This window comes from Streptomyces sp. NBC_00090 (genome assembly GCF_045160815.1).
Taxonomy (GTDB): Bacteria; Actinomycetota; Actinomycetes; order Streptomycetales; family Streptomycetaceae; genus Streptomyces.
Genome location: NZ_CP108224.1, coordinates 6,950,682 through 6,975,240, shown reverse-complemented (window position 1 = coordinate 6,975,240; position 24,559 = coordinate 6,950,682). Strand labels below are relative to the sequence as shown.

The 24,559-nt window shown below is 68.1% G+C and carries 17 protein-coding genes and 2 pseudogenes; 8 read left to right on the top strand and 11 right to left on the bottom strand.

Annotated features, from left to right (window positions below):
• Positions 1-8: 8 nt before the first annotated feature.
• Positions 9-4,130, bottom strand: a complete 4,122-nt coding sequence (locus OG361_RS31130; RefSeq protein WP_405858787.1) for an Eco57I restriction-modification methylase domain-containing protein — start codon at positions 4,128-4,130, stop codon at positions 9-11.
• Positions 4,130-7,417 (bottom strand): DISARM system SNF2-like helicase DrmD, encoded by a 3,288-nt coding sequence (gene drmD / locus OG361_RS31125; protein WP_405858785.1) that lies wholly within the window; start codon positions 7,415-7,417, stop codon positions 4,130-4,132. The genes OG361_RS31130 and drmD overlap by 1 nt, the downstream gene beginning before the upstream one ends.
• 376 nt (positions 7,418-7,793) lie before the next feature.
• Here drmD and OG361_RS31120 point away from each other — a divergent pair, with 376 nt between their 5' ends.
• Positions 7,794-8,720 (top strand): DUF5655 domain-containing protein, encoded by a 927-nt coding sequence (locus OG361_RS31120; RefSeq protein ID WP_405858783.1) that lies wholly within the window; start codon positions 7,794-7,796, stop codon positions 8,718-8,720.
• A 96-nt stretch (positions 8,721-8,816) separates the two neighbouring features.
• Here the strand turns inward: OG361_RS31120 and OG361_RS31115 are convergent, their stop codons facing one another.
• Positions 8,817-9,563, bottom strand: a complete 747-nt coding sequence (locus OG361_RS31115) for a DNA-methyltransferase (protein ID WP_405858781.1) — start codon at positions 9,561-9,563, stop codon at positions 8,817-8,819.
• A 578-nt stretch (positions 9,564-10,141) separates the two neighbouring features.
• Between OG361_RS31115 and OG361_RS31110 the strand changes: the two genes are divergently transcribed.
• The 5 genes and pseudogenes from OG361_RS31110 to OG361_RS31090 all read left to right on the top strand — a co-directional run bounded on the left by OG361_RS31110 (position 10,142) and on the right by OG361_RS31090 (position 14,619).
• Entirely contained in the window at positions 10,142-11,287 is a 1,146-nt protein-coding gene (locus tag OG361_RS31110; protein WP_405858779.1) for a C40 family peptidase, read from the top strand.
• Positions 11,288-11,375: 88 nt separating this feature from the next.
• The gene (locus tag OG361_RS31105) at positions 11,376-11,684 is read left to right on the top strand and encodes a DUF6112 family protein (protein WP_405858777.1); all 309 of its coding nucleotides are present in this window, start codon (positions 11,376-11,378) and stop codon (positions 11,682-11,684) included.
• The gene (locus OG361_RS31100) at positions 11,684-12,373 is read left to right on the top strand and encodes a hypothetical protein (protein ID WP_405858775.1); all 690 of its coding nucleotides are present in this window, start codon (positions 11,684-11,686) and stop codon (positions 12,371-12,373) included. The genes OG361_RS31105 and OG361_RS31100 overlap by 1 nt, the downstream gene beginning before the upstream one ends.
• 27 nt (positions 12,374-12,400) lie before the next feature.
• Positions 12,401-13,806 (top strand): annotated as a pseudogene (locus OG361_RS31095) (ATP-binding protein).
• A gap of 291 nt (positions 13,807-14,097) precedes the next feature.
• Positions 14,098-14,619: a hypothetical protein gene (locus tag OG361_RS31090; RefSeq protein ID WP_356683215.1), complete on the top strand. Its 522-nt coding sequence runs from the start codon at positions 14,098-14,100 to the stop codon at positions 14,617-14,619.
• Here OG361_RS31090 and OG361_RS31085 read toward each other — a convergent pair.
• On the bottom strand, positions 14,567-15,361 hold the full coding sequence (locus OG361_RS31085; RefSeq protein ID WP_405862536.1) for an IS5 family transposase: 795 nt from the start codon (positions 15,359-15,361) through the stop codon (positions 14,567-14,569). The two genes, OG361_RS31090 and OG361_RS31085, sit on opposite strands and share 53 nt — an antisense overlap.
• A gap of 392 nt (positions 15,362-15,753) precedes the next feature.
• On the bottom strand, positions 15,754-16,599 hold the full coding sequence (locus OG361_RS31080) for a hypothetical protein (protein ID WP_327159541.1): 846 nt from the start codon (positions 16,597-16,599) through the stop codon (positions 15,754-15,756).
• A 276-nt stretch (positions 16,600-16,875) separates the two neighbouring features.
• Between OG361_RS31080 and OG361_RS31075 the strand changes: the two are divergent.
• A pseudogene (locus OG361_RS31075) lies at positions 16,876-17,412 on the top strand (transposase family protein); the annotation flags it as partial.
• Positions 17,413-17,952: 540 nt separating this feature from the next.
• Here OG361_RS31075 and OG361_RS31070 read toward each other — a convergent pair.
• From OG361_RS31070 to OG361_RS31060, 3 genes are read right to left on the bottom strand one after another with little or no spacing between them, the layout of a single operon-like run.
• On the bottom strand, positions 17,953-18,399 hold the full coding sequence (locus OG361_RS31070; protein ID WP_405858772.1) for a hypothetical protein: 447 nt from the start codon (positions 18,397-18,399) through the stop codon (positions 17,953-17,955).
• A 35-nt stretch (positions 18,400-18,434) separates the two neighbouring features.
• Positions 18,435-19,976, bottom strand: a complete 1,542-nt coding sequence (locus OG361_RS31065; protein ID WP_405858770.1) for a restriction endonuclease fold toxin-2 domain-containing protein — start codon at positions 19,974-19,976, stop codon at positions 18,435-18,437.
• Complete coding sequence (locus tag OG361_RS31060) at positions 19,973-20,659, bottom strand: ATP-binding protein (protein WP_405858768.1); 687 nt, start codon at positions 20,657-20,659, stop codon at positions 19,973-19,975. The genes OG361_RS31065 and OG361_RS31060 overlap by 4 nt, the downstream gene beginning before the upstream one ends.
• A 327-nt stretch (positions 20,660-20,986) precedes the next feature.
• Here OG361_RS31060 and OG361_RS31055 point away from each other — a divergent pair, with 327 nt between their 5' ends.
• On the top strand, positions 20,987-21,610 hold the full coding sequence (locus OG361_RS31055) for a nucleotidyltransferase domain-containing protein (protein WP_405858766.1): 624 nt from the start codon (positions 20,987-20,989) through the stop codon (positions 21,608-21,610).
• Here the strand turns inward: OG361_RS31055 and OG361_RS31050 are convergent.
• From OG361_RS31050 to OG361_RS31040, 3 genes are read right to left on the bottom strand one after another with little or no spacing between them, the layout of a single operon-like run.
• Positions 21,597-22,055 (bottom strand): PPC domain-containing DNA-binding protein, encoded by a 459-nt coding sequence (locus OG361_RS31050; protein WP_009311896.1) that lies wholly within the window; start codon positions 22,053-22,055, stop codon positions 21,597-21,599. The two genes, OG361_RS31055 and OG361_RS31050, sit on opposite strands and share 14 nt — an antisense overlap.
• A gap of 27 nt (positions 22,056-22,082) precedes the next feature.
• Positions 22,083-23,087, bottom strand: coding sequence for an asparaginase (locus OG361_RS31045; RefSeq protein ID WP_405858763.1), 1,005 nt, complete (start codon positions 23,085-23,087; stop codon positions 22,083-22,085).
• A 59-nt stretch (positions 23,088-23,146) separates the two neighbouring features.
• Entirely contained in the window at positions 23,147-24,559 is a 1,413-nt protein-coding gene (locus OG361_RS31040) for a helix-turn-helix domain-containing protein (RefSeq protein WP_405858761.1), read from the bottom strand.

The window sequence follows — 24,559 nt, the reverse complement described above, 5'->3', positions numbered from 1 at the left end:
GGCGGCCCCTACCAGAGCCCATTACCGGGGTCGTTGGTCGCCTTGGGGGCGACGGCCTTCCTGGGCTTGGCAGAGCCCCTCTTGCTGTGGAGGCCGCGGCGGACCTCGTCTACGTAGAGGGCATGGTTGAGCTCAAGTAGACGGTCGTTCATCTCGATCTGGACATCCGGGTCAACAGTCCAGCGCACCCCGTGGACCGTCTCGTAGAAGCCGTGGTTCAGCACGAGCGGCGTCCAGCCGAACCGTGCCGCGAGGGGATGGGCGAGGTAGGACTCGGTGACGGCTTCGTCGATCTCGACATGGATCTCGCGCAGGCGCTGGATGTCGGCATCGAGGTTCGCCGGCTTGTGGACCTCGTTGTAGAGGTCGGTCACGCCGAGCTGCGGTGTCCGCGATAGCTGGACATGGCGACGGTAGGTGTCCAGATCCTCGCCAGCGGCACGGATGCGTGGGGTGAGATCTGGCTGCGGGAAGGTGTCGAAGCCATCGGAGGGGGTGTAGCGAAGCCTTGTCTCTAGGGTCGACTCACCTTTGACGGTCCACCAGTTGAAGTGCCAGGTGCTGGTGAGCAGTGCGAGCATGGCAGCGTGATCAGATGCATAAAAGACAACCAACTGATCTGAATAAATCTGCCCAGTTGGGACAATATTCGGGAGGCCATACTTACTTACTCGACCGATCACGACCACCCTGTCGAGATCCGAGATGGCATCACGCATCGCTTTGCGTTTATCGCCGTACTGCCACCAACGCTGTGGCAGCGGCTTGCGGCGCACATATTCGCCGTTGGGTTTGAGTTCTTGTCGCCAAGGCTTAACCTCGCGCTCGATAATGGCAAGTGGGGCTGGATAATCCAGCGCCTCCATGAGGGGCATTTCGAAGAAATCGATAGCCCAGTGCTTTGCTAGGGATTGCGGATGATTATTCACATCATTGCCGATCAAGAAGGGGCGGACCACTTCGCGGTTTCGTTGATCAGCAGCGATCAGCGCCTGGGCCTCTCCCTCCTCAATTACAAATCCTGTGCCAACCGTGATACACCCCTGTGAAGACCGCCCGGAAAACGTCTTGATCTCAAAGGGCTCGCCAGTTACTCGGGACGGCCGAGTTAGACTCGAGTCGATCTTTGACACGCTGGCACCTTCGAGAACTGCCGGATCTTTGAGCCCGTCGCTCCTCAGCCAAATCAACGAGACGAACACATTTGCCGCACCGATCCACGGCTGAGATTTAATCGCGCGAAATACCTCCCAACCTTTCTCTATTGCTCGCGCGATGCCGACCTCTCGAGAATCTCCTTGAGCAATCGTATTGCTCGCAATAATCGCCACGCGCCGAGCAGGGGCGAGCTGGGAGTTCCTTAGGAGGAAGTAGGTGCATAGGTCTGCCCTGCCCCCTGCCGTCGAACCATTTGCGATTACCTGCCCGATGTAGCTCAAGCAGTCGATGCCAACCCGACCGCGAATATCCATTGCACCCGAGAATGGCGGGTTTCCCACTACTGCGTCGAAACGGTGATCGCCGCGCGTGATGTCAGTAATGATCTCAGGGAATTCGAGTGGCCAGTGCAGCGGACGCAACGGGGCAGTGCGCGGTCCGTCGCTCGGGCCGAGGAGCCAGCCGTCGACGATGGTGCGGGCCTCGGTCTCTGCGGCCTTGTCCCCCAGTAGTGCCTGTTTGATGAGGTCGGCGATGGAAGCAAGGCGGTTGGCGTATGCGTCATCGGACTTGGTCGTCGCGGTGGACAGTTTCGCCGCGACGACGGCGTCCGCAGCGAGGCGGAGCCGTTCGGTCAGCGCTTCAGCCTTGACGAGCTTCGCAGCCTTCGCCCGGGCATCTCGGATGTCGATGACCTCGTGTTGCTCGATGTCGCGACGCAGCTCGGCAGCCTGGGCCAGCAGCGGACCAGTGATCTTGTCGATTTCACCGCTGAGGCGGGCGTTGAGGCGATGACCTTCGCTCGGGGTGAGGTGGAAGGCCTCGATCTGGTCCGCTGTCAAGCAGCCGATGAGTGAGTCGCCACAGCGCAGGGCGTGGTCGACGAAGTTGAACGGACGGCCCTTCGCCAGGGTGACCAACCACAGCGAGAGCTTAGCGAGTTCCACCGCCATCTCATCGATGTCGACGCCGTAGAGGCAGCGGTCGGCGACCATGCGGCGGGCTTCGAGGAGCTTCGCGTCGCGGTCCTCACGATTCTCGCCGAGACGTGCGCTGACCACATCCGGCAGCCCGTCGCGGTCCCATGCCTCAACGACCCGCTCCGAGAGATACCGGCAGGCCGAGACCAAGAACGCCCCAGAGCCCATCGCAGAGTCAAGGACCTTGAGCGCGAGGAGTTCCGACGCTGGACGCACTCGCCATTCGGCCGGCTGGATTCCGTCAGCCGGCCGCGGAATGCCGTCCGGGGATCCGGGTGAGAAGCACAGAGGGTCGAGGGTGTGCAGCACGATCTCTTCGGCGAGGGCGCGCGGTGTGTAGTGCGTGCCGGAGTCGCGCCGGTCGCCGACCTGCGTGACGATGACCGTACCGGCAGGGTGAACCACCGGCTCATCACGTAGATCCGAGCGCAGTAGGCCATAGAACGGGCGTACTCGGGCGGCGAGTTCGGGGTCGTTGTCACAAGCTGCGTCGAGCGTGCCGATCTGCGCGCCGGTCGGCTCGGTCGCGATCGCGGAGGTGAACTGCTTCGCCGTCAGGCCGGCAAGCTTGACGGTCTTGGCCTGGAGGTGACCCGCCGCGCTCCATGCTTCAAGGTCAGCCAGCTTGGCGTCGACACCAGCCTTGCCCTTGAGCCCGAGGCGTGTTTCGTCGCGGGGGAGCCGAATGGCGGAGTGTTCGAGCAAGCCCTCGTAGACATGGCCGATCTGTTCGACGTCGAGGCCCTTGTAGGACAGGCGTTCCGTCGAGGTGACCTTGCCTGCCGGCGTGGTGCGCTTGAGCTTGATCAGCGCGTCGAGCATGGCGAAGACGACGCGGTCGGTGACCTTCAGGCGTTCCAGCCAGGCAAACCGCTTCGGATCGAACAATGATCCGCCGTATGCGGGGATCCACATGTCCGGGTGCCGGGCACCGCCGTGGACGGCTCGGAAGGTGGCGAGGAGCGTGGGCCAGGCAGCCTTCCAGCGGTCGGCGATGTCGGCGTCGTCCTGGTCGAGGCGGTCGTAGAGCTTCGTGACGGAGTAGGAGTCGGCGTACAGCTCGTCGTCAGCCGGGAGCAGGTTCTGTTCCTCCGCGTAGAGGAGGAAGACGATGCGCATCATGACGGTCAGCGCGGCGCGGTAGACGGTACGCGGGGCGACACCTTCCAGCACGGTGCCGTCGGCCTCGCGGTCGAGGCGGGAGAGTTCCGCGACGAGGAGTTCGACGGCTGCGCGGACCTGCTTGCCGAGGGTCTTGGTGACGGCGGTGGTGTCGTCGGCTGTGCGGGTGAACAGGGCGGCGAGGGAATCGGTGTCCTTGCCCTCGCGGTCCTTGGGCGCGAGGGCGGCGCAGCGGACACCGAGCAGGGAGGTGAAGGCGCGCAGCAGCAGCGGTTCTTCGAACCAGGTGTCGGCGTCGAAGACCGCCACCGAGGTCGGCGCTCCGGGTCGGGCATGGACGAGGACCCACAGGGTGCCGTTGGTGAGCAGTGCGAGGGGGACGGCACGGCGTCGGCACAGCTCAGCGGCCTGCTCGGCCAGCGAGGGCAGGCCCTTCAGGGCGCGGGTGAGGGGTGCGCCCCAGGGGCGGCGGTAGATCAGGGCGCGTTCGGCTGCGCCGGGCAGGCCGGTGGTCGGGTCGGGCGGGCCCATCAGCAGTCCGTCGGGGGGTGTGCCGGGGTGGTCGGTCAGTTCGCGGGGCAGCATCGAGCCTTGGCGCAGTGCCTGGCCCCGGTATCCGAGCAGTTCTTCCAGAACCAGGTGCTGCCATGCGCTGCACAGCGTCGCCGGTTCGGCTTGCAGTTCAGCCCAGGCCTGCCGGAGACGGCCTCGCAGCGGAGTGTCGGCAACATCGAGGCCCTGCGGAAACGCCTCCGCAAGGATCTTGGCGGTGAGGAACGGCCCGTCCGGACGCAGCAGGTTGAGCCACTCGGCGTGCTGCTCGATCGGGGTCTGCTGCTCCGTTTTCGGGAAGCGGGTGCGCGTTGGCATCAGTGGCCTGCCTGGTGGGAAGAAGCGGCTACGGTCAGGGAGGCTGGGACGAGGAAGGTGACCGCCACGGGGAAGCGGCGGGCGACCGGGTCCGCGTACCGGTGGCGCAGGGCCGCGGCCTCGGACACGAGCTGTTCAGGGACGGCGGCGAGGCGTGCCTCCAGTTCCGTGCGGTCCTTCCTGAGCTGGTCGCGTTCCGGGTCGGGGGCCAGCAGGGAGTCCTGGCGCCAGAGCGGGTTGGAGTTCAGGGAGTCCCGGATGTTGCGCTCCAGCTCGGTCAGTACCGACTGCATTGCCTTGACGTCTTCCTCGCAGCGCTTGTCCAGGACTTTGCACTGTTTGCGCGCGATCTTGTTGGACTCGGTCTGCAGCGCCTTGCCGAGAGGGGTCTCCAGTACGCCCCACAGCGCGGTGAGCCGGTCGAGGAATTCGGGCGGTGGCGCGTCCTGCGACGCGGCAGCGAGCCAGTGTTCCAGGGCTTCCGGGTTCTTCTCCACCATCAGTTTGCCATGTTCGATGGATCCTCCGGCCAGGGCGATCTGCTCATGCAGGCGCACTCCGCGGTTCCCGGTGAGCACGACGCGGCCGTGTGCGATCACTGCAGGGTTGCGCAGCAGGTCGCCAGGGACGATCCGGGCGGTAACACGGGTCAGATGCGCGCCGTGCTCGTCCTGGGACCACAATTCAGCGCGCAGCAGACGCAGGCACAGATCGACCAGGCGGTGGTTCAGGTGCAGCAGCACGACGTCAGTACGTCCGGCGTAGTCCTGGTCGAAGGTGACGGGGCGTTCCTTGCCACTGACCGGGTGCCGCAGGCCGTCGTTGCGTGCCTGCGCCCAGCCTTCTTTCAGTTCAGGGAGCTTGAAGCAGCGTGCATTGACCCCCTTGGGCGACGGAGTCTCGATCAGATCCTTCTTGTGGGCCAGGCGGAGCGCGGTCCGTACGACCCGCTCGATCGTCTCCGGGTTCAGATTCAGCTCGGTGCGGGTCCGGGTGAGCTGTTCCTGGGCCTGCTGGAGGTCGTGCGCCAGATTCCGTTCGATCTTCAGTACGGCCTTGCCGGCCAGACTCTGGATCTCCCTGTCGGTGGTCTGCCAGTTGGAGCGCTTGCCGAGCATTTTCTGCTCGACCTGGCTGGCGATCACTTCTCCGGCACTGCCGAGGTCGGTGCGGATCTGCTCGACCTTGCGGACCGCGACGCCGAGGAAAGCCATCGCGTCCTCCAAGGTGCCCTCGGTGAATCCGGTGTCCTCCTCGCGCTGCCGGTCCCAGCCCTGGGGCACGAAATGGACGATCTCGACCTTCGCCGCGGTCTGTCCGTGCCGGTCCACTCGGCCGTTGCGCTGCTCTAGGCGGTTGGGGTTCCACGGGATTTCCCAGTGCAGGACCCGGTGGCAGTGGTTCTGCAGGTTGATGCCCTCGCTCGCGGAGTCGGTGGCGAGGAGGATCCGCACCGGGTCGACGTCGGGGTCGTCCTGGAAGACGTTCTTGACGCGCTCGCGCTCATCGCGGTCCTGGCCGCCGTAGAGCTGGGCGATCGCCTCGTTCGGGACACCGGCGCTGATGAGTCGTTCGTGCAGCCAGCGCTGGGTGTCGCGGTATTCGGTGAACACGATGACCCGCTCGCCGTCCCAGCTGCCGCTCACCCCATCGGTTCCGTTTCGCTGCACGATGGCGCGCAGCCAGCCGAGGAAGGCGGTGAACTTGCCGTCGGACTTCTCCGAGTTGCGGTCTCCCCAGTCGCGCAGGTCCTCCAGCAGCTTCTGTTCGGCCGGGGAAAGCGGCGGGGCGAACCGACGAACTGTGGCAAGGGCCTCCTGCGCTGTCTCCTCGAAGGCGGCATCGTCCTCAGCCGTCTCGTCCAGCTGCCCGATCATCTTGGCGAGGACCTTCTCCGCCACCGTGTACGCGCCGCGGTCGTACTCCCGCTCGGCTTCGTTGTGCCTCCCCCGGGCGAGCATCGTCTTCAGATGGGTGTCCACCGTATTGGCAAAGGCCTTCGGGCTGGACAAGAAACGACGCTTGAGCAGCGTGACGACGAAGTCCGCAGCCCGGCTCGGCGCGGTGCCCTGCAACGTCAGCTGCCCGGAGATCGTCTCGCGGCGGGACTGCGCGTACTGGTCGAGTTTTGCGTAGGCGTCGCGGGTCGCGGCATCGTAGACGACCTCTAGGGGATGGTCGAGGTCACGTTCCGGGAAGCGGGAGCTACCGTCCCAGTTCGGCGGCAGATCCCGCTTCAGTCGCCGCACCATCACCTGCGCTTTGGCCTCTTCCGAGGGCTCCAGGGTGCGGGCAAAGCGGTGGCCGTCCAACAGAGCCAACAGGGCGGTGAACGATTCCAAGTAGCCGTTGTGCGGCGTCGCCGACAGGAACAGCCGGTGCTCGCTGTGCGGGGCCAAGGTCTTGATCGCGTCGGTGCGCTGTGAGTCGACCGCGTACTTCCCGGACCCCGAAGGTGCGCACGTGTGCACCTCATCGACGACGAGGAGGTCGAAGGCGCGCGGATACTGGGGCGCCGGCGGCAGGATCGAGCGCAGCAGCGCCATGGGCCGCTCCCGCTTGAGCCAGTCGATCGAGACGATCAATCGCGGGTAGTGCGTCCACGGATTCGCGTACAGTCCGCGAGACCTGCGGAGCTCCTTCAGGAGCTCCCCATCCACGATCTTGAAGCCCAGGCCGAACTTGTCGCGCATCTCATCGCGCCACTGCAAAGTGAGCGAAGCCGGGCACACGATCAGCATTGTCCGCGCCCGGTGCCGCAGCATCAGCTCCTGCATCACCAGACCCGCCTCGATGGTCTTACCGAGACCAACGTCATCCGCGATCAGCAGGTTCGTACGCGGCATCTGCAGCGCCCGCACCACAGGGTCGAGCTGGTAGTCCTCCGGCTTCACACCGGAGCGGAACGGCGCCTGCAGCAACGTCTTGTCCGCCGTTGCCACCGAGCCCCAGCGCACAGCGTCAAGGAAGGCGTCCAACTTCGCCGGGTCGTCGAACCCACTCGCAGGAGAGGGCAGGGCGTGCTGCTCACGGGCCGTAGCACCAGGCTCAAGCTCCCACAGGACGCGCAACTCCTCGTCACCGGAGTCACCGTCCACCGAAACCAGGGAGACCAGGTGCTGCGCCTCGGCAAGCAGCGGACTGCCCGGCTGCTCGACTGCGATCGAGGAGCGCTCCACCGCAGTGGCCACCCAATTTCGATTACGTACCGTAACCAATTGGCCGACGGTCGGCACCGTCGTGTCCCGTACGAATCGATCCGCCTCATCGACCTCTTCGATGCCCACCCGCGTCAACTTCCGCTCCCGGATCGCCTGTCGTTCTGTGCATCCTGGCACGAGCCGGAGTCCTGCCCAAGATCCATGGTCCCAGCCTGGCAGACGCCGCTGATGGAACACCCTGATCCACACAGACCAAACTCCTGCACTATCGGTGGCAGCGATCACGTGGTAGGAGTTTTTACATTGAGCGACTCTGTCGAGGATCTTCAATTGTCAGCTACTTGCCTTGTTTCCACCAGCATTCGCGGCTCAGGCCGTGGGAGATGAGGTGCTTCTGGAAGGGCGTGTGGTGTCTGAGGCTGTGGCGGCTGCCTCTCGTCCGGAATACCCCTCCGGCCGTTTCGATTGCTCCCCTTGTACCGATCGCGGGAGGGAGACGCAGGTGACCGACCTGATGCTGTTCCGGCAGGATGCCGGTGGCCGGGACGTCGAGCTTCGCGGCTCGACGGTGGCGCTGGAGGTGGAGCTGCAGCGCCGTGTCGAGGCCGGGATGGAGTCGATGCTCGGTATCCGTTTCCTGGCGTCCGAGTACCAGACCGGGCCTTGGCACCGGGGCCGGATCGACTCGCTCGGCCTGGACGAGAACGGCACGCCTGCGCTGATCGAGTACAAGAAGGGCGCCGACAGCGGTGTCCTCTCGCAGGCCGTCTCCTATCTGTCGTGGCTGGACTCCGCACGTCACGAGTTCGAGGCGCTGGTCAAGGAGAAGCTGGGTTCCGAGGCCGCCGAGTCGATCGACTGGCGGAACCCGCGGATGGTCTGCATCGCGGCCAGCTTCTCGCACCACGACCGGGTCGCCGTGCACCGGCTGCACGAGCGGGTCGACCTGGTTCGCTACCGCGTCTTCGACGGCGGGCTGCTGAGCCTGCTGCTGATCGAGTCCGCATCTGGGTCTCCCAGTCCCGCTCCGGCTCGGCGGCGGAGTCGGCAGAGGGAGGTAGCGGCCGGTGCCGGCGTCGGGTCGGTCCAGGCGCCCCTGGGCGTGGCTCCGGCTTGCCTGCAGGACCTGTACGCCGAGCTGGACGAGGCCCTCACTGCCTGGGGCGAGGTCGAGGTGGCTCAGCTTCGGCACTACATCGCCTACCGCCGGATGGTGAACGTCGCCTCCGTCATCTTCCGCCCGAACCACGAGGTGATCCTGGTCTACCTCAAGGTCGACCCGGACACGGTCGAGTTGGAGGAGGGCTTCTCCCGCGATATGCGGGGCATCGGCCACCTCGGGACGGGCGACCTGGAGGTCCGAATCTCCTCGGCGGCTGACCTGGAGAAGGCCGGGCCGCTGATCAAGCGGGCGTTCGAGGCAGCCTGACGCCAGAAGAAGGGCGGCTGGTGCATCGGTTTCTCGATGCACCAGCCGCCCTTTTGCGTCTGCGGTCCGTCGGCCCCGGCCTGGTCGGTCTCATGCTCACGCCTCCGGTCCGGCCAGGACGAAGTCGTCCTGGGTCAGCTCCGCTCGGAGCCTCGCCTCAGCGACGTCGGCGTAATGCGAGGAGAGCTCGACCCCCACGAACTGTCGGCCCTCGCGCAGGGCGGCGACTCCCGTGGAGCCGCTGCCGGTGAAGGGGTCGAGGACGGTGCCGCCCTCGGGGCAGATCCGCACGAGCTGCTGCATGATCTCGACCGGCTTCTGGGTGATGTGCACCCGGTCCTTGCGCGGCTGGGAGGCGATGAAGTGGCCGGGGAGGTACAGGTCCCGGTCCTTGGCCAGGCTGCCCTTGACGCCCCAGGTGATGAACTCGGCGGACTGCTTGAACCCGCCCTTGCGAGGCCGACTGGCGGGCTTGATCCACGGGATCGTGCCGCTCCAGGTCCACCCGGCCATCTGCAGGGCGTCGGACGTGGTCGGTTCCTGGCGCCAGTCAGAGAAGACGATGGCAACCGCGTGCTCGGTGGAGGCCCGGTACGACTCGGTAAGCAGCTCGGTCAGCCAGGAGCGGTAGGAGCGCTGGTCGCGGTTCTCGCCGGGGAAGTTGGCGAGGTCGTGGGCGGAGTTGCTGGTGACGTACTTGGCTCGCGCGGTGCGGCCGGTGCGGTCCGAACTGGTCCGTCCGCCGGAGTTGTACGGGGGGTCGGTGATCACGGCGTCGACGCTCTCGTCTGGAAGGGACTTCAGGACGGTCAGGGCGTCGCCTCGGTGCAGCGTGTAGCTCATGGGCAGGGCCTCTCTCAGGGCATGGCGGGTCTGGAACCGCTCCGGACAGCGCTCAACGGAGTTCGTCCGGGGCGGGGTTGTGCCGGAGGTTAGCGGCGATCTCCGGCCGGACCTAACGAGGTGCACCGCGCTGCCGGTCCAGGTGCGGGAGTCGTTTGGTGCGGCCGGAATCCCGGTCTACTGTCTCGCCGTGTCACCGGGCCGGAGCCTCGCTCCACCCCAGCTGACCTGTGCTTATTCGTGTTGCCTCGTCCAGTCGAGCGGCACGGAAGGCACATTGCCCACACGTCTTCGCACGCCGTCAGGAGCCCCGGTGTACTGCCTGAGATTACGAGCGCGGCTGGCTGCCGCGCGTGACCTGAGACCGGTGTCCGGTAGCTACCAACTCCCCTGACCCGGGCCCGCCCGAGAGGCGGACGCACATCGGCGCGGTGCCGACGGCTTTGCACGAGAAGTCGGCACCGCGTCTCCTACGAACACCGAGGAGCCGCTGCGATGCAGCATGCCCTGATACCTCCGCGCCCCGACCCGCCGCCGTCACCCGACTGGCACCGCCGCCTCGGTGAACGGCGGCAGCGATGAAGAAAACCACCGGAGCCTTCCTCGGTCTCTGCGCGACCGGCCCGCTGCTGCTGGCCGTTCCGGTCCTCGCCATCGGAGCCGGGACCGCCTCGGCCTCCTGCTCAACCAACGGTGCACAGGCTGTGGATACCGCTGCCGTCGCCACTCAGGTGAAGGCCATCCTGGACGGCGGCGCCAAGGGCTCGGTCTCCGTGCCGGGTCTCGATGACCCGGCCGAGCAGGTGCCCAACGCCAAGACGATCCAGGCCACCGGCGTCGCGATGAACATCCCGGCCCGGGGGCAGGTCGTGGCCCTGGCGACCGCCCTGCAGGAGAGCGGCCTGCGGAACCTGACCTGGGGCGACCGCGACTCGCTGGGTCTGTTCCAGCAGCGGCCGTCGATGGGCTGGGGCACGGCGAACGAGATCCTCGACCCGGTGTACGCCTCCACCAAGTTCTACGAGGGGCTGCGGAAGGTCTCGGGCTGGGAGTCCCTGTCGATCACCCAGGCCGCCCAGGCGGTGCAGCGGTCGGGCTTCCCCGAGGCGTACGCCAAGTGGGAGCCGCTGGCCACCGCTCTACAGAAGGCCATCGAGCCCCTGCTGCCGAAGGCCGGTGACGAGTCGCCGAGTCCCTCGTCGTCCGACCCGGCCGGCACTGGCAGTCCTCCGCCCAGTACCACGGGCGGCTGCTCGGCGGACGGGGACGGGACCAACTTCGGCACCATCCCGCCCGGTGCGCTGCCGACCGAGTACAAGATCCCCGCCAACGCTCCGCGGGAAGTCCAGACGGCGATCCGGTGGGCGCTGGGGCAGCTCGGCACTCCGTACCAGTGGGGCGGGACCTGCACGAACTCCCACGGCAAGGACGCCATGGGCAGGTGCGACTGCTCCTCCCTGATGCAGCAGGCGTACAAGGCCGCCGGGGTCACCCTGACGCGGACCACGTACACGCAGGTCAAGGACGGCAAAGCCGTATCGGTCGACGCCCTTCAGCCAGGTGACCTCCTCTTCACCAGGGGGACGGCCACCGCGCCCGAGCACGTCGGCATGGTCATCGGGCAGGGCCTCATCGTCCACGCCCCCCGCACTGGCGACGTGGTCCGCATCGCGACCCTCGCGTCCTGGAAGCCGCAGATCCTCGCGGCCCGGCGAGTCGTCTGACCGGGCGCTTCTCCCCCTCCCCCTTTCCACGCACCGCCGCTTCGCCCGTGCGGGCTTCGACGCGCAGTAAATCGAACTGGAGTTCCCCATGTATCTCGTCGACCAGGTCATACAGCTCGCCTACGATCCCGGGATCAAGCCGAACGAGGGCGGCCTGCCGGGCCTGTCCGTCCTCAAGCAGGTGATGGGCTCCATCAATCTCTTCGGCCTCATCGCCGTGGTCGGCGCCCTCGCCGTTAGCGCGGGCGTATGGGCCTGGGGACACCACTCCGGCGGCCACCAGGCGGAGGCGAACGGCAAGAAGGGCGTGCTGGTCAGCTCCGGCGCGGCCCTCCTGCTCGGCGCGGCAAACGGCGTGGTGGCCTTCTTCAGCACGCTCGGGACGCAGGTCCGCTGATGTCTCACCACTCCACGCACCCCGGCGGCGCATCTCGCGTGCGCCGCCGGGCGCTGCTCGGCACCGTCGTCCTAGTGGTACTCCTCGCCCTTGCCGGCCTGGCCGCGTACCTCACCCGCGACGGCAGGGGCCCCTCCGAAACCCCAGCGCCGCCGTCGAGTTCACCCACGGACTCATCTTCGACTCCTTCATCGTCCGGGCCGCTCACGCTGCACACTCATCCTCGTGCCCTTCCGGTCCCGCCGAAGACCAGTGACCCGATCGCGTTCGGGAAGGCAGCCGCAGCGGCGCTGTGGTCCTACGACACCCGTGCGTACTCACAGCCCGAGCTGCAAAAGGCTCTGCGCGGGTGGCTGACCACGGAGGCGAAGTACGCCGATCCAGACTCGGTCGACAGGGTCGTCCCTTCGCCCGTGCTGTGGAAGGAGATGGCCGCCAACGGCCAGTTCGCCACAGCCGAGGTGAGCGAGGGGCACTTCCCAAACGCCTTCACCCGAGCCCTTCAGGAAGATCCCGGGGCAATCACCCAGGCGTACGTCTACGCCGTCACGGTCTCCGGCAAGCAGTCGATCGCCTGGAATGGCTCGCCCGTCGGCGGTGCGGAGAGCCGTTCCACCACCCTCGCGGTCCAGTGCCGGCCCAACCATCCCTGCGCCCTGGTCGGCGTCATGCCGTCTGTCGCGCCCTGATCCCCGTTCTAGAAGGGAGGTAGCACCATGGGAGTCTGCGACTTCCCACTGATGGACAAGGTGTGCGGCGCCGTCGACTTCGCCACCAACCCCGCCGGAACCGTCACCGACGGCATCGGCGCGTGGATCGCGAAGTCGGCCGGCGAATTGGCGGCCAGCGCGGCCGATCTCGCCGCCAAGGCCGTCGACCAGACGACCGCCATCGACCTCAACGCCGGATGGTTCCGGGAAAACTACGAGCTGTTGCTGCCCATCGGGCTCGCGCTGACCGTCGGCACGTTCTGCATCCAGTTGATGCTCGCGGCCTGGCGGCGGGACGAACGCGCCCTGGCCCAGGCCACGATCGGCACCATGACCGGCGTCCTGTTCAGCTTCTGCGCCATCGCTTTCACCACCGTCGCTATCACCGTGGTCGACGCCCTGTCCGCTGGTCTCTTCCAGGCGGCCAACACCTCAGTCGACGACGCGATCCGGCGCGTGGTGAAGGTCAACCAGTTGGGGGCGATGTACGGCCTCGGCTGGGGCGTCCCAGCCCTGGCCGCCGTGGGGTGTGCCATCGGCGCCTTCCTCTACTGGGGCGTCATGGTCGCCCGTAAGGTCGGCGTCCTGATCATGGTCACCCTCGCCGTGTTCGCCGGGGCCAGCGGCGGCTGGGAGGTCGCCAAGCGGTGGCGGCGCGGCTGGATCGAGGCCACCGCCACCCTGATCGTCTCCAAGCTCCTGATGACCATCGTCTTCCTCATCGGCGTCTCCGCCATGGGCAAGACCGACACCAGCGACGGGATGGCAGCCCTGTCCGACGCGATGGCGGGCATCGTCGTGATGGTCCTCGTGCTGCTCTGCCCTTACGCGACCTACAAGTTCGTCCACTGGGCAAGCGATGGCGGCGGCCACGACGACCTGCACCGCACCAGCGTCGCCGGCATGGCGATCGCCGCAGGAGCGGCGAAGACCGCTGGCACCCTGGCGATGCAGGCCGGCACTGGCACCCCTGCTCCGCAGGGGCCGAACCAGGTCCCCGGCGCGGGCGCCGACGGCGTCGCCTCCGGCATCAACCCCACCGGCGGCAACCTCAGCAAGGAGGGCATCGACGCCGGCCCGCCCAAGCCGCAGACCCGCTTCCGGTACGGCGAAGATCCGAACGCCACCGGTGACAAGGGCCAGGCCCTGATCCAGCGGCCCGGGATCCCACCGCTGATCACGCGCCCCGGCGAGGGCGAAGCGCAAGGGGCGGAGGCGACCGTCCAGGGCGTCACCGGCGGCTCCGGCCATCTCGCCGGCACGTCGGCTCCGGCGGCGGCGCGACCTACACGGGCACCGTGCCGTCCACCGGCCCCTCGCCCGCGCTGCCGCCTCCCACCGGACCGTCGGCCACCGGTTCTGCGACACCGACGAACTGGGTGTTCCCCACCCAGCCGCCGTCGGGTTCCTGACCCACCACAGCCGGGGCGGGCTGTACCCCACGGCCCGCCCCCACCCCGACCGACCGACCAGAAGAAAGGCTTCGCCATGACTTCCAGAAGAACTCCGCGCGCCCCGTCCTCCGTCCGCTCCCACTGTCTGGAACCACCATGTCCGGCAAGCACCAGGCACCCACAACCACTGTGAGAAGCCGTATCTCAACCGAACGCGATCGCTTGATTTTCGCTGGTCAGGCATGGTCTAGCTCAGCGTGAGGGATGCATGCGGCGTTTTGTTTTGGCTTCGTGATCGAGGGGTGCGCGATGGCGTCGGTGCTGGGAATGCTGGAGGAGCGGGAGACAGCGGCCCGAGTGCGGGTGGAGGGACTGCGGGAGGAAGCCGCCCGGCTGGCTGGGGTGCTGGAGGCCGCAGAGATCGAGCTGGACCGGCGGGTGATCGCGCGGGAGGAGCTGATGGAGGCCCTGGCGGCCTCGGCTGCCGAGACCCCTGCCGTGACCGAGGCCGCGGCGGAATCCGCGCCCGCGCCGGTGCCGGGCTCGATCGTGCCGCCTTGGCATGAAGGACTGCCGGTGACGGTGCTAGCGCCGGACTACCAGGGGATTCTGGGCGTGCTGGAGGAGCGGCAGTCCGCGGGCCAGCAGCCGCTGAAGGCCAGGGAGATCACGGCTCGGCTGGGCTTGGAGACATCGTCGGCGAAGGTCGAGGGGGTGCGCTCGAAAGCCCGGCGGCTGGCCGAGCGCGGGTGGCTCCTGCTCGAGGCGTCCGGGGCATTCAGTGCCGGCCGGCGGCCCGTGGCCGTGCCAGACGCCGGCTCATCCGCGTGACCATCGACCAATGGATCATCGCCTCGCTGCTGGCCGGCAACGTCTCGTAGTCCCGGGCCAGCCGACGTGAATGCATCAGCCACGCGAACGTGCGCTCTGCCACCCACCGCCTGGGCAGCACCACGAAGCCCGTCATGTCGTCGGTGCGTCTGACGATCTCCAGGGTCAGGGCGAGTTTCTCCCGTGCCCAGTCGACCAGGCCACCGGTGTAGCCGCCGTCAGCCCAGACCAGGGTGATGTCGCGGTGCAGGCGCCGCAGCCGCCTCAGCAGGCCCGTTGCGGCGTCCCGGTCGCCGATGTTCGCGGCGGTCACCGCGACGACCAGGAGCAGGCCGAGTGTGTCGGTCACGATGCGCCGTTTGCGCCCGGGCACCTTCTTCCCGCCGTCGTAGCCACGTGAGGCGGCCGGCACCGTCGCGGCGGCCCGCACCGACTGCGCGTCGATGATCCCCGCCGTGGGGGTGGCCTCACGGCCCTCGCGTTCACGCACCCTCCCGCGCAGCCGGTCGTGGAACTCGGTGATCAGCCCGTGCTCACGCCAGCGGCGGAAGAAGGCATAGACCCGGCCCCAGGCGGGGAAATCCGCGGGCATCGCCCGCCACGAGATCCCGCCCGCGACCAGGTAGCGGATCGCGTCCAGCAGCTGGCGGTGGCAGTAGCCCTCAGGCCGCCCGCCCCTGCCCTGAAGCCAGGTCGGCACCGGCAGCAACGGCCGGACAGCCGCCCACTCCGCGTCCGTCATGTCCGACGGATAGCGGCGCACCCGGTCCGGATGGTCGGCCGCGTTGCCGTACACGTGCGCGAGGCAATCGCACGACACGGCGGGCAAGTTGAAGTGAAGGGGCTCGGGCACGTACAACAACGACAACAGGGCCTCCGGAACCGCTCGGATGGGATCGCACCCCCGAGCTACCAGGAAGCCCTGCCTTCATGCACGCACGGCCGGAAGACCACCCGACCAGGAACTCTGTTCGACCGGGCGGTGCGGCGGCTCCACGAGGAGGACCAGCCGGCCCTGGTCGTGGACGTACGCGCCGGGGCCGACGGACGCCACGGGGTGTGCGCCGACGCCCGTACGCCCTCGGCACCGCCGCTGGTCGCGTACTGCTCGGCTCCGCGCGGGCGCGCTGCCCGCTACTGCGCCCAGCCGAAGACGCCCGACTCCAGGTCGATCTGGGCGTTGCCACCGCCGAAGTTGACCCCGCCGACGCCGTCCTCCAGCTCGAAGACGTACGGCGTCAGCCCCTCCGGCAACGTCTGGCAGGGCATCACCGTTCCGCCGAGGTGCGAGATGCCCTCGACGGACGACCAGAACGCATCGAGATCCTTGTCGTCCGAGGACCAGGCCTCCACATAGCCGCCCTCGCCGTCCTCCGCCGGGGCGATGCCGGTGTTCGGGTCGCCGGTGCGCTCCCCGATCCAGACCGTGATTTCGGGGGCGCTGTCGTCCCAGGCGTTCTGGCCGCGGCTGTACTTGTCGCCGAGGCCGTCCGGCCGGATGTCGGCCGGGGGATCCATGCGGGGCGCGGCGAACTCCGCGGCGGTGAGCCAGATGAGCGCGTGCGCGCCGCCGATCACGTCCTCCAGGTCCTGCTGCCGGGGGTGGCGGGCTGCGGCCGTCGCGGCCACCGCGGCGAGGAACGGATCGGCGGCCTGCTCCGGGGTGGGCACGGTGCCCGCCAGCAGCTCGTCCACGCCCTCGATGTCGTCGGCGACGTGGTCGTCGGCGTGGAAGAAGGAGACGGCTACCAGGTCCTGGCCCTTGCGCCGGTAGTCCTCCGGCAGTTCGAGGGTGATGACATGGGTCATCGGCAGTCCCGTGACAGGGCTCCGGGGCCAGGAGGCCGTTCCGATGCCGGGCGCACGACCGCCGCACCACCCGGCGACGCGGGCCCCGGGCAGATCGATCTCGACGGGCTTGCCGGGCCGGACCGACAGCGCGTCCACGGACTCTCCGAACCCCAGGTCGTATGCCTTCACTGTGTTCCTCGTTCATTCCGTTCGACTGCGACGGTGCTCAACCTACGCGAGGCCTCCGACAGTCCCCGTCCCCGTCGTTCCCGCTCGGTCCGCCCGGGCACCCGAACCAGTCTGCTCGTACACCAGCCGCCCACTCCGCGTCCGTCATGTCCGACGGATAGCGGCGCACCCGGGCCGGATGATCGGCCGCGTTGCCGCACACGTGCGCTTGGAAGATCACCCGACCAGGAACTCTGTTCGACTTGCACGTTCCAAGATCGATTGAGATACGGCTTCTTAGACGTTCTGGCCGGCTGGGCGCCGGGCCTCCAGGAAGCCCTCACCGGGCTCGGTGAAGGCGACCATGTCATCGTTGACGGCACCCTGATCCCTACCGACCGGATCCACGCGGACGAGCCGTACTACTCGATGAAGCACCGCAGGCACGGGATGAACGTGCAGGTCATCGCCCGGTCCGACGGCACACCGCTGTGGTTCTCCCGCGCGACGCCAGGCCGGACCCACGACCTGACCGCGGCCCGCGCCCACGGCATCCTGCAGGCCTGCCTCACCCGGCAGATCCTCGTACTCGCGGACCGTGCCTACCAGGGCGCCGGCGCCACTTTTCGCACCCCCTACTACCACCACCGCGAACAGCCAGAGCAGTACCAGCAGTTCAACCGCGACCACGCCCGACTGAGAGCCCCCGGCGAACGCGCCTTTGCCCAGCTGAAGTCCTGGCGACTGCTTCGCCGAGCCAGATGCTCCACCCGCCGCATCGGCACCATCGTCCAGGCCGTCCACACACTGCTGACCTGCAGCTATTCAGGATGAAAGAGGCTCACTGATCGTTTCAGAATGACGCGCTTGGTCAGATGGATGTGCGCTGCGAAGATGCAACCTCGACCGGACGGTGGAGGACGGGGGCACCAGATGACGCAGTGGCGGCTCTTGCGGGGAGATGTCCTGGTCGGTGAGCTCAGTGAGTATGGCTGTGATCAGCCGTTCTTCCTGGCGCATTTCACCCCGGGACCAGGCTGGGAGAGCGTGAGGGCGTTGTTCGAGGCCTGGGCGGCCTTCAGAGGCCCGGATCCGGATGGGGCCAGGTTCGTCGCCCTGGCCAAGCCGTTGCAGGTCTTGGAGCTCACACTGGCTCCGGTTGACGGCCGGCAGCCTCCGTTGCAGCTCTTCAAGAACTGCATGGTGCGTATCAATGGGTCTGAGGCTCGCCTCCGCTACTGACATAGCGGTTGGCTGTCCGCGGGAGCCGGCGAACTCATATCAGGATGCAGGCCAGTTCGAGCAGCCCGTGGTGGAGGTCGGCGCCTTCGCATGTCGCTCACGTGGCCGTGATCCCCAGCGACATGCTCACTGTCAGTCCAGCCCGCTGGTGGCTTCGAGGTGAGCAAGGAAGGTGGCCACGAGGCGGGGGCGGGGGACGTCGGGAACAAGCGCGTCGGGCAGGTCGGCTTCAAGGCCCCACTCCGTGTTGAAGGTGATGCTGCTGCCGTCCGGGACGACGCTGTCCCACAGCCACTTGGCGAACTCCGCTGCGGCATGGGCCGTGCAGCCCTCGATGGCGATACCTTCCGGGGACCGCTTGGCGATGCCTTCCAGTTCCTCCTCGCCGAGCGTGATGCCGAAGTGCATGACGGACCCGCGCACGGGGCCTTCGTCCCCCTCGTCGACACGGACGAACGTGTCCGTCTTCCGCTCGCGCAGCTTGGCCTCGATCCCCTCGTAGGTCATGCCCCATGCGGAACCCTCAGCGGGGCCGAAGACGTACATGGTGCGGAGTTCGGCCAGTTCGGACGCGTCCACGCGTTCGCTCCCTCGTCGTGTGCTGCTGCGGTTGGTCAGGGTACGTATCGGGCGTAGCCCTTGACTCCGTAGGCGGCCATCATGACGCGCCAGTAGGCCACGGAGTCCGCGTTGTTGGTGACCGTCTCGACTCCCCTCATCTCCTTGTTCCGAGGGTCGTTCAGAGCGGCGTTGTACTTCGCGAGCTCCTTGCGGTCCTTGTCGTACAGGAAGTCCTTCTTGCCGGACCGGTGATTCGTACGGAGTTCGTCAAGCGAGCGGTAGCACGGCTTGTTCGGGTTATTGACGTACTTGGCCTCGATCGCCATGCCGTCACGATTACGGAAGCCGTCGACCATCAGGGTGCTGTTGGCGCTGATGCCGAGCGGGATGGGGACCTCGTACTCGGGGTATCCGGCGACCCGCTTCTGGTAGGCGATCTCGGCGGGTTTCCCGCCGGACACATCTCCGGCGCGCAGGGAGTTCAACCACGTCTGGAACTTCTGCTGCTCGGGCGCGGTGAGGGACGGGAAGCGGGGGTCCTGCGGCGTCGGTGGGGCCATCGGCTGTACGCGAGGCCCGGTCGGCGGTCGATAGACCACGGGGACCAGAAGGGGAAGCCGGATCAACGGTGCGAGGAAGGGCGGCAGCGACGGGAGGGGGAGGAAGCCGCCTCCGTCGGGCTGCGGCATGGGGACCCTGGACGCCGAGCTGTCGAGCGCGGGCGGAATATTGCCCAGGCGGGCGATGCGCGTGTCGCCCGCGACGAGTTCGTGGAGCCCGCCGTCGTGCCCCTCGCCGCCGAAGAGTGGGCGCTCCCAGATGGCGAGCGGCTCGCCGATGAGCGGGTTGCCCTCTTCCGGGATCCGCTGGAGCGCGGTGCCGATGTGGTCCGCGTACGCCTCGCAGGCGCTGGCGATCATCCGGCACGCGGACGGCAGGTTCGCCATCAGAGTCTCCTCCTCGCCGGCTTCGGAGGGAGGCGGGGTCTTGCCCACGAACACGGTGAAGAAGGTCTGGACCGCCTCGGCCGTCTCCCCGAGCTGCTGGGCGCTCGCGGTACTCCAGGCGCTGTCGGAGCCCCAGTAGGCGTCGTCGAGGATGCTCGCCGCCGAGCGCCAGGCGTTCGCTGTCCTGGTGAGCTTGTCGCGTTGGCCGTGGAAGCGGGAGCTGAGCAGGTACTGGTCGGTCCAGCTGGTCTCGCCGACGACCTCGGGCAGTTCCTCGGCGTTGTAGCTTCCACGTGGGTTGCAGTCCGGCCTGGTGGGCTGGGAGCCGATGTCGGGCGCTGTGCTCTGGCCGAGCAGGGCCGCGGCGATAGCGCTCTCCTGCTTGAGGAAGTCCTCGGCGGCCTTGAGCATGGCGCCGGCTCCGTTCGCCATCACCTGATGGGCAAGGCCTGCCGCCTCGAAGACCGTCTTCACCGCCGGCTTGTACACGGCGGCGAAGGCACGGCCGGCGTTGTCGTCTCCCGCCATCCCGCCATGGGCGCTGAGTTCGGTGAACAGCAGACCCAGCATGTCGTAGATCAGGTCCCGCAGCCGCACCATGGACCACGAAGCGTTGACGTAGTTACCGGCCTTGTGTTGAAGATTCAAGACTCCCCCGTGCCCTCGCCCACCAGGCTGTTCGATGGACCGTACACGTTGACTAGAGGAGGAGCTCCGCCGCACCGGGCACGTGGAGCATCTCTGGCCGATTCCTGCCGGAGGCGGGCTTGACCGCTGCCCTCGTGGGATTCTGATGCCCTGCCAAGCCCTGGGAGCTTCGGCTCCTTCCCGACACGGGATACCCGAGTGCCGTCAGCGTCCTTCTCCTCGGACGCGTCCGACGACGCCGTGGCCAGCACGATCCAAGCGGCCTTGGCGCCACGTTCCGTGACGTGGAACCCCCACTGCCCCCGGGCCAACTCGTTCACGATGCGCAGGCCCCGTCCCCACTCGACGAGCAACCTGCCCGCTCCCTCGGTCGGTTCGACATCCGGCGAGGGCGTGGCACCGAGGTAGAGGCCCCTGGGGAGCAGAGGGTCCCCGTCGTGGATCTCGCAGACGTATCTCCCGGCGGCCGAACGGACGTGCACCTCGTACGGGCCACACGCGTGCTCGTGCGCGTTCGCCACGAGCTCCGAGACGGCCAGGACTCCGTCACTGATGACGTCCCCGGACAGACCCAGGTCCTTGAGAACACGTCGCAGAACCGCGCGGGCTTCGCCAGTCGGGTTGGGGGTGTGGTCGGTCCAGCGGTACACGAGGCCGAGAGCGACGTACGGCGCGCTGATCATCGGGCGACGGACCTCCTGTGGGTGACAGCGATGGCCTTCTCCCGGGGCTGCGGCGTGGTCGTGGAAGTGCGGCCAGTACGCCGCTGAAAGGCATACGGCCGCAGGAAGCACCTGGCTTCGGTTACGCGGCCCCGGAAGGATCGTGGCTCAAGCACCAGCCACGAGGCCGGTCGCGAGTCACGCGCTCAACGATGGCTGCCGGTGCCCCTGATGCTCATGGGCGTTTATGAGCGCAGGGTGCGAGCGGGCGACAGGGCGCTCCTGCGAGACCGCCGACCCACCGCCGGCCTTCGCCTCCGCCCGTCTGGTCACTGGGAGTATGAGCAGGTGAGTGCTGACGTGTTGGGACGCTGGGTGCCGGATCGTCCCGAGGATGTGGCCGCGGTCTTCGCCAAGGCGGACTTCCCGTGGTGGATCGCCGGTGGCTACGCGATCGAACTCGCGGTCGGCCGCGAGCTGCGCGCACATGGCGATCTCGATGTCCTCGTCCTCCGGCGTGACCAGGACCGCGTACGGGATCTCCTGGCGGACTGGGACCTGTACGTGGCGGACCCGCCCGGCCAGGGGCAGCTTCGACCGTGGCGTCCTAGAGAAGTCCTTCGGCCGCCGCTCCACGACATCTGGTGCCGCCGCACACCCGAGGCGCCCTGGTCGGTGCAGCTCATGCTGGACGAGGCCGAGGGCACCCAGTGGGTCTCGCGGCGCACCCCGGAAATCCGGCTCCCGATCGACCGACTCGGGCGGACGAGCGAGTCGGGCATCCCGTATCTCGCGCCTGAGGTGCAGCTCTTCTACAAGGCGAAGGCGCCCAGGGAGAAGGACGAGATCGACTTCGAAGCGGTGCTGCCGCTACTCGACGCTTCCGCACGCGCCTGGCTGGCCGACACGATCAGCGTGATCGCGCCCGATCACCCCTGGCTCAGGCGGCTCCTGCCACTCAGCCGAACGTGAGCAGCGGGACGTCGTAGAGGTCGGGGTTCCGAGGCCGGGTCATCGTGGGCGACGTGACCTCCACGATCAGCAGCTCGCTGAGGAACTGCACCTTGGCGCTGAGGAGGTGGCTCGTCCTGCCGTCGGCCGACTGGGCCTTCAGGCCGGCGCTGACATGGATGTGCGGGAGTATCCCGCCGGTGGCCGGGTCGTGAGCGAGCGTGCCGGCGCCGAACGCCTCGACGTTGGTGACGTACGTCTTCGCCCAGACCGGCGCGTCCGGGTCCGCGAGCTTCTCGCAGGCACCCACGATCTCGGCCTCCGCGAAGGCTCCGATGAACGAGGGGATGTAGCCCTGCCGTACGCCGTTGTCCCGGCAGAAGGTGGACAGCGCCTCGAAGAAGTCCTCCCCGTGGTCGAAGGTGACGCCGAAGGTACGGCCGACGGTCAGCTCGTGAGCACGCATGCGCGGGTGTCTCCTGATGGGGTGGGATCAGCGGGCGGAGGCGGTGGTGAAGGTAGCGCGGACCGTCGCCCCGTCGGCGCCCTGAGCGAGCAGGGCGTGCAGCAGGAGCCGCGCCTGGTACGGGCCGAGGTCTCCGGTGCCGATGAGCCCGCGGCCGAGGAGGTCCTTCTCGGAGCCGGGGAAGCCGTACGTGTCGGACAGGACGGGGCCGTTGCCGATGCGGGAGGCGAGGACCACGGGGATGCGGGACGCGAGCTTGGTGAGCCCTTCGACGAGACGCTCCGGGACGTGGCCCACGCCGAAGGCCGCGACCACGAGCCCATCGCAGTTGCCGTCCCACAGGTCGAGCAGGGCGCCGTCGTCGCCGAGGGTGACGGTATAGAGCCCGACACGCGCCTCACGGTCGGGGGCGCCGACCGACGGTCCACGGGACGACAAGCCGCCACCCGCCATCCGCACCCGGTTCTCCGCGATCCGCGCGACCGGGCCGCACGCCGGTGAGGTGAAGGCGGCGGGGCTGGTGGTGTGGGACTTGCGGACGGTCCGTGCCGAGTGGACCTCGTCGCCGAGTACGACGAGGCAGCCGACGCCCCGGAGTACGGGGTCGGCGGCGGCCAGGACGGCGGCGTGGATGTTGGCCGGACCGTCGGCGCCGGGCAGGGTGGGGTTGCGCATCGCGCCGGTGACGACGACCGGCTGCTCGTGGCCGTGGTAGAGGTCGAGGAGGAAGGCGGTCTCCTCGATGGTGTCGGTGCCCTGGGTGACGACGACACCGTCGACGTCTCCGGTCTCCAGCTCCGCCGCGACCGCGGCCGACAGTGCGGTGAGGTCCTCGAAGGTCAGGGAGGCGCCGGGCAGACGTCGGAAGTCCCGAACCTTGAGGCCGATGCCGCTCGTGGCCAGGGCGGGTACCGCAGCGAGGAGTTCGTGCGCCGAGAGCGCCGGTACGACGCCTCCGGTGGCGGGATCGGTGGTCATGGCGATCGTGCCGCCGAGGGAGAAGACCGCCACGTTCCTGACCGACTCCGTCATATCCCCTGCTCCCCTGTCCGGACGCCGCCGAGCGCGGCCTCACGAGTGGTTCACGCAGGCTATCGGGTCGGCGCCGTCCGGGTCCGCGGAATGATCACCACTTGCTCGGCCACGAACCGGCAGGCGGTCTCCAGCCCTTCGAGGCCGAGCAACCGGCTGCGCGGCCGGGCGAGCCGCTCGGTGCCGACGGCCGACAGCTGTGCGCACCGGCGACCGAGCCAGGAGGCGTCGAGGCCGAGGTACTCCGCGGTTGCCGCGAGGCGCTGTCCGGCCTGCTCGGCCGCCGTGGCCGAGTGGTGGCTGACGTGGTCCGTCACATCGGCGAACGTCCGCAGGGCGCCCGGTCGTGCGGTGACCGCGAGGTGCGACGCCCCCTCGGTCCGTACCCATGAGGCGATGACGGCGCGGCGCCCGTGGGAGAGCGCGAAGCCGTCGGTGTGGGCGAAGCCTCCGTCGTCCGTCACCCAGGTGCGGATGCCGAAGGACTCCATGAGCGCGATGGCGAGGAAGAGCAGAACGCGCTCGTACGCCGGCGAGGAGGCGACCGCCGTCTCTGGGACGCAGAACCCCCGGCCGCTGGTACCGCCCGGACGCCGGGGTGCCATTCGTTCGAGGTAGCGGTACTTGTGCCGGAAGAACAGCCACGTGGCCGCCTCCTCACCGCGCTGTTCCCTGGTCCAGAAGACGGGTGCGTCGCCCAGGTGGTCACGCTGGCCCAGGATGTACCGGGCTGCGGTCTCAGAGCCGATGAGCATCCGGGAGACCTCGGTCAGGCTGTGGTCGGAGGCGATCGGCGAGCCTGGGGAAGCGGTGAGCGAAGCCAGCGAGGTGTGCAGGGTCTGGTCGTCGCCGAGCAGGGCCGCCTCGAATCCCGACACCGCCCACAGGATGCCGTAAGTCAGGTCGTCCAGTTCGTACGCGGCGGGGATGTCGACCGGGTCGGAGGCGGTGGCGCGTACGCCGCTCGGTCGGGCGTCGGTGACGAACTGCCGGACCGCCCCGTCCACCGTGCGGTTCGCGACGACGAGCGCGCGCATCGGCATGGTGCGCCAGGCATCCAGCTCCGGTCGGGAGTCGAGTCTCAGGCTGTCCCCGAGGAAGGAGGCCGCCGGAAGGGTCAGCACGGGAAGCGCCGTCGTCGAGACGGACCGCCCGGCGGGTAACAGAAGCTGGCCTGGCCCTTCGGGCAGCGCCGCGTATCCACGGGCTCCAGTGTTCGCCGTTCCCTGTCGGCCCGCGGAGTCCGGGATGTGCGGATCGGCCGCGGGCAGGAGCCCGAGCAGCTCTTCCGGAACTCCCAGCGCATCGGTCCACTGGACGAACTGCCGTCGGTCGCGGATCTGTTTGAGGCCACGTTCCAGTCTGCTGACCTCGGCCTGGTCGATGCTGACCATCCGCGCCACACCGGCCTGGGAGAGGCCCGTGTGCTTCCTGAACAGCTTGACAACGGTGCCGAGCTCCCATGCAGCCAC

Bases quoted from the DNA above. Each gene is read 5' to 3' on its own strand.
- OG361_RS31045 (WP_405858763.1), bottom strand. From the start codon at position 23,087: ATGACGGAGTCGGTCAGGAACGTGGCGGTCTTCTCCCTCGGCGGCACG.
- OG361_RS31110 (WP_405858779.1), top strand. From the start codon at position 10,142: ATGAAGAAAACCACCGGAGCCTTCCTCGGTCTCTGCGCGACCGGCCCG.
- OG361_RS31050 (WP_009311896.1), bottom strand. From the start codon at position 22,055: ATGCGTGCTCACGAGCTGACCGTCGGCCGTACCTTCGGCGTCACCTTC.
- OG361_RS31105 (WP_405858777.1), top strand. From the start codon at position 11,376: ATGTATCTCGTCGACCAGGTCATACAGCTCGCCTACGATCCCGGGATC.
- OG361_RS31060 (WP_405858768.1), bottom strand. From the start codon at position 20,659: ATGATCAGCGCGCCGTACGTCGCTCTCGGCCTCGTGTACCGCTGGACC.
- OG361_RS31115 (WP_405858781.1), bottom strand. From the start codon at position 9,563: ATGAGCTACACGCTGCACCGAGGCGACGCCCTGACCGTCCTGAAGTCC.
- OG361_RS31100 (WP_405858775.1), top strand. From the start codon at position 11,684: ATGTCTCACCACTCCACGCACCCCGGCGGCGCATCTCGCGTGCGCCGC.
- OG361_RS31130 (WP_405858787.1), bottom strand. From the start codon at position 4,130: ATGCCAACGCGCACCCGCTTCCCGAAAACGGAGCAGCAGACCCCGATC.
- OG361_RS31085 (WP_405862536.1), bottom strand. From the start codon at position 15,361: ATGACGGACGCGGAGTGGGCGGCTGTCCGGCCGTTGCTGCCGGTGCCG.
- OG361_RS31090 (WP_356683215.1), top strand. From the start codon at position 14,098: ATGGCGTCGGTGCTGGGAATGCTGGAGGAGCGGGAGACAGCGGCCCGA.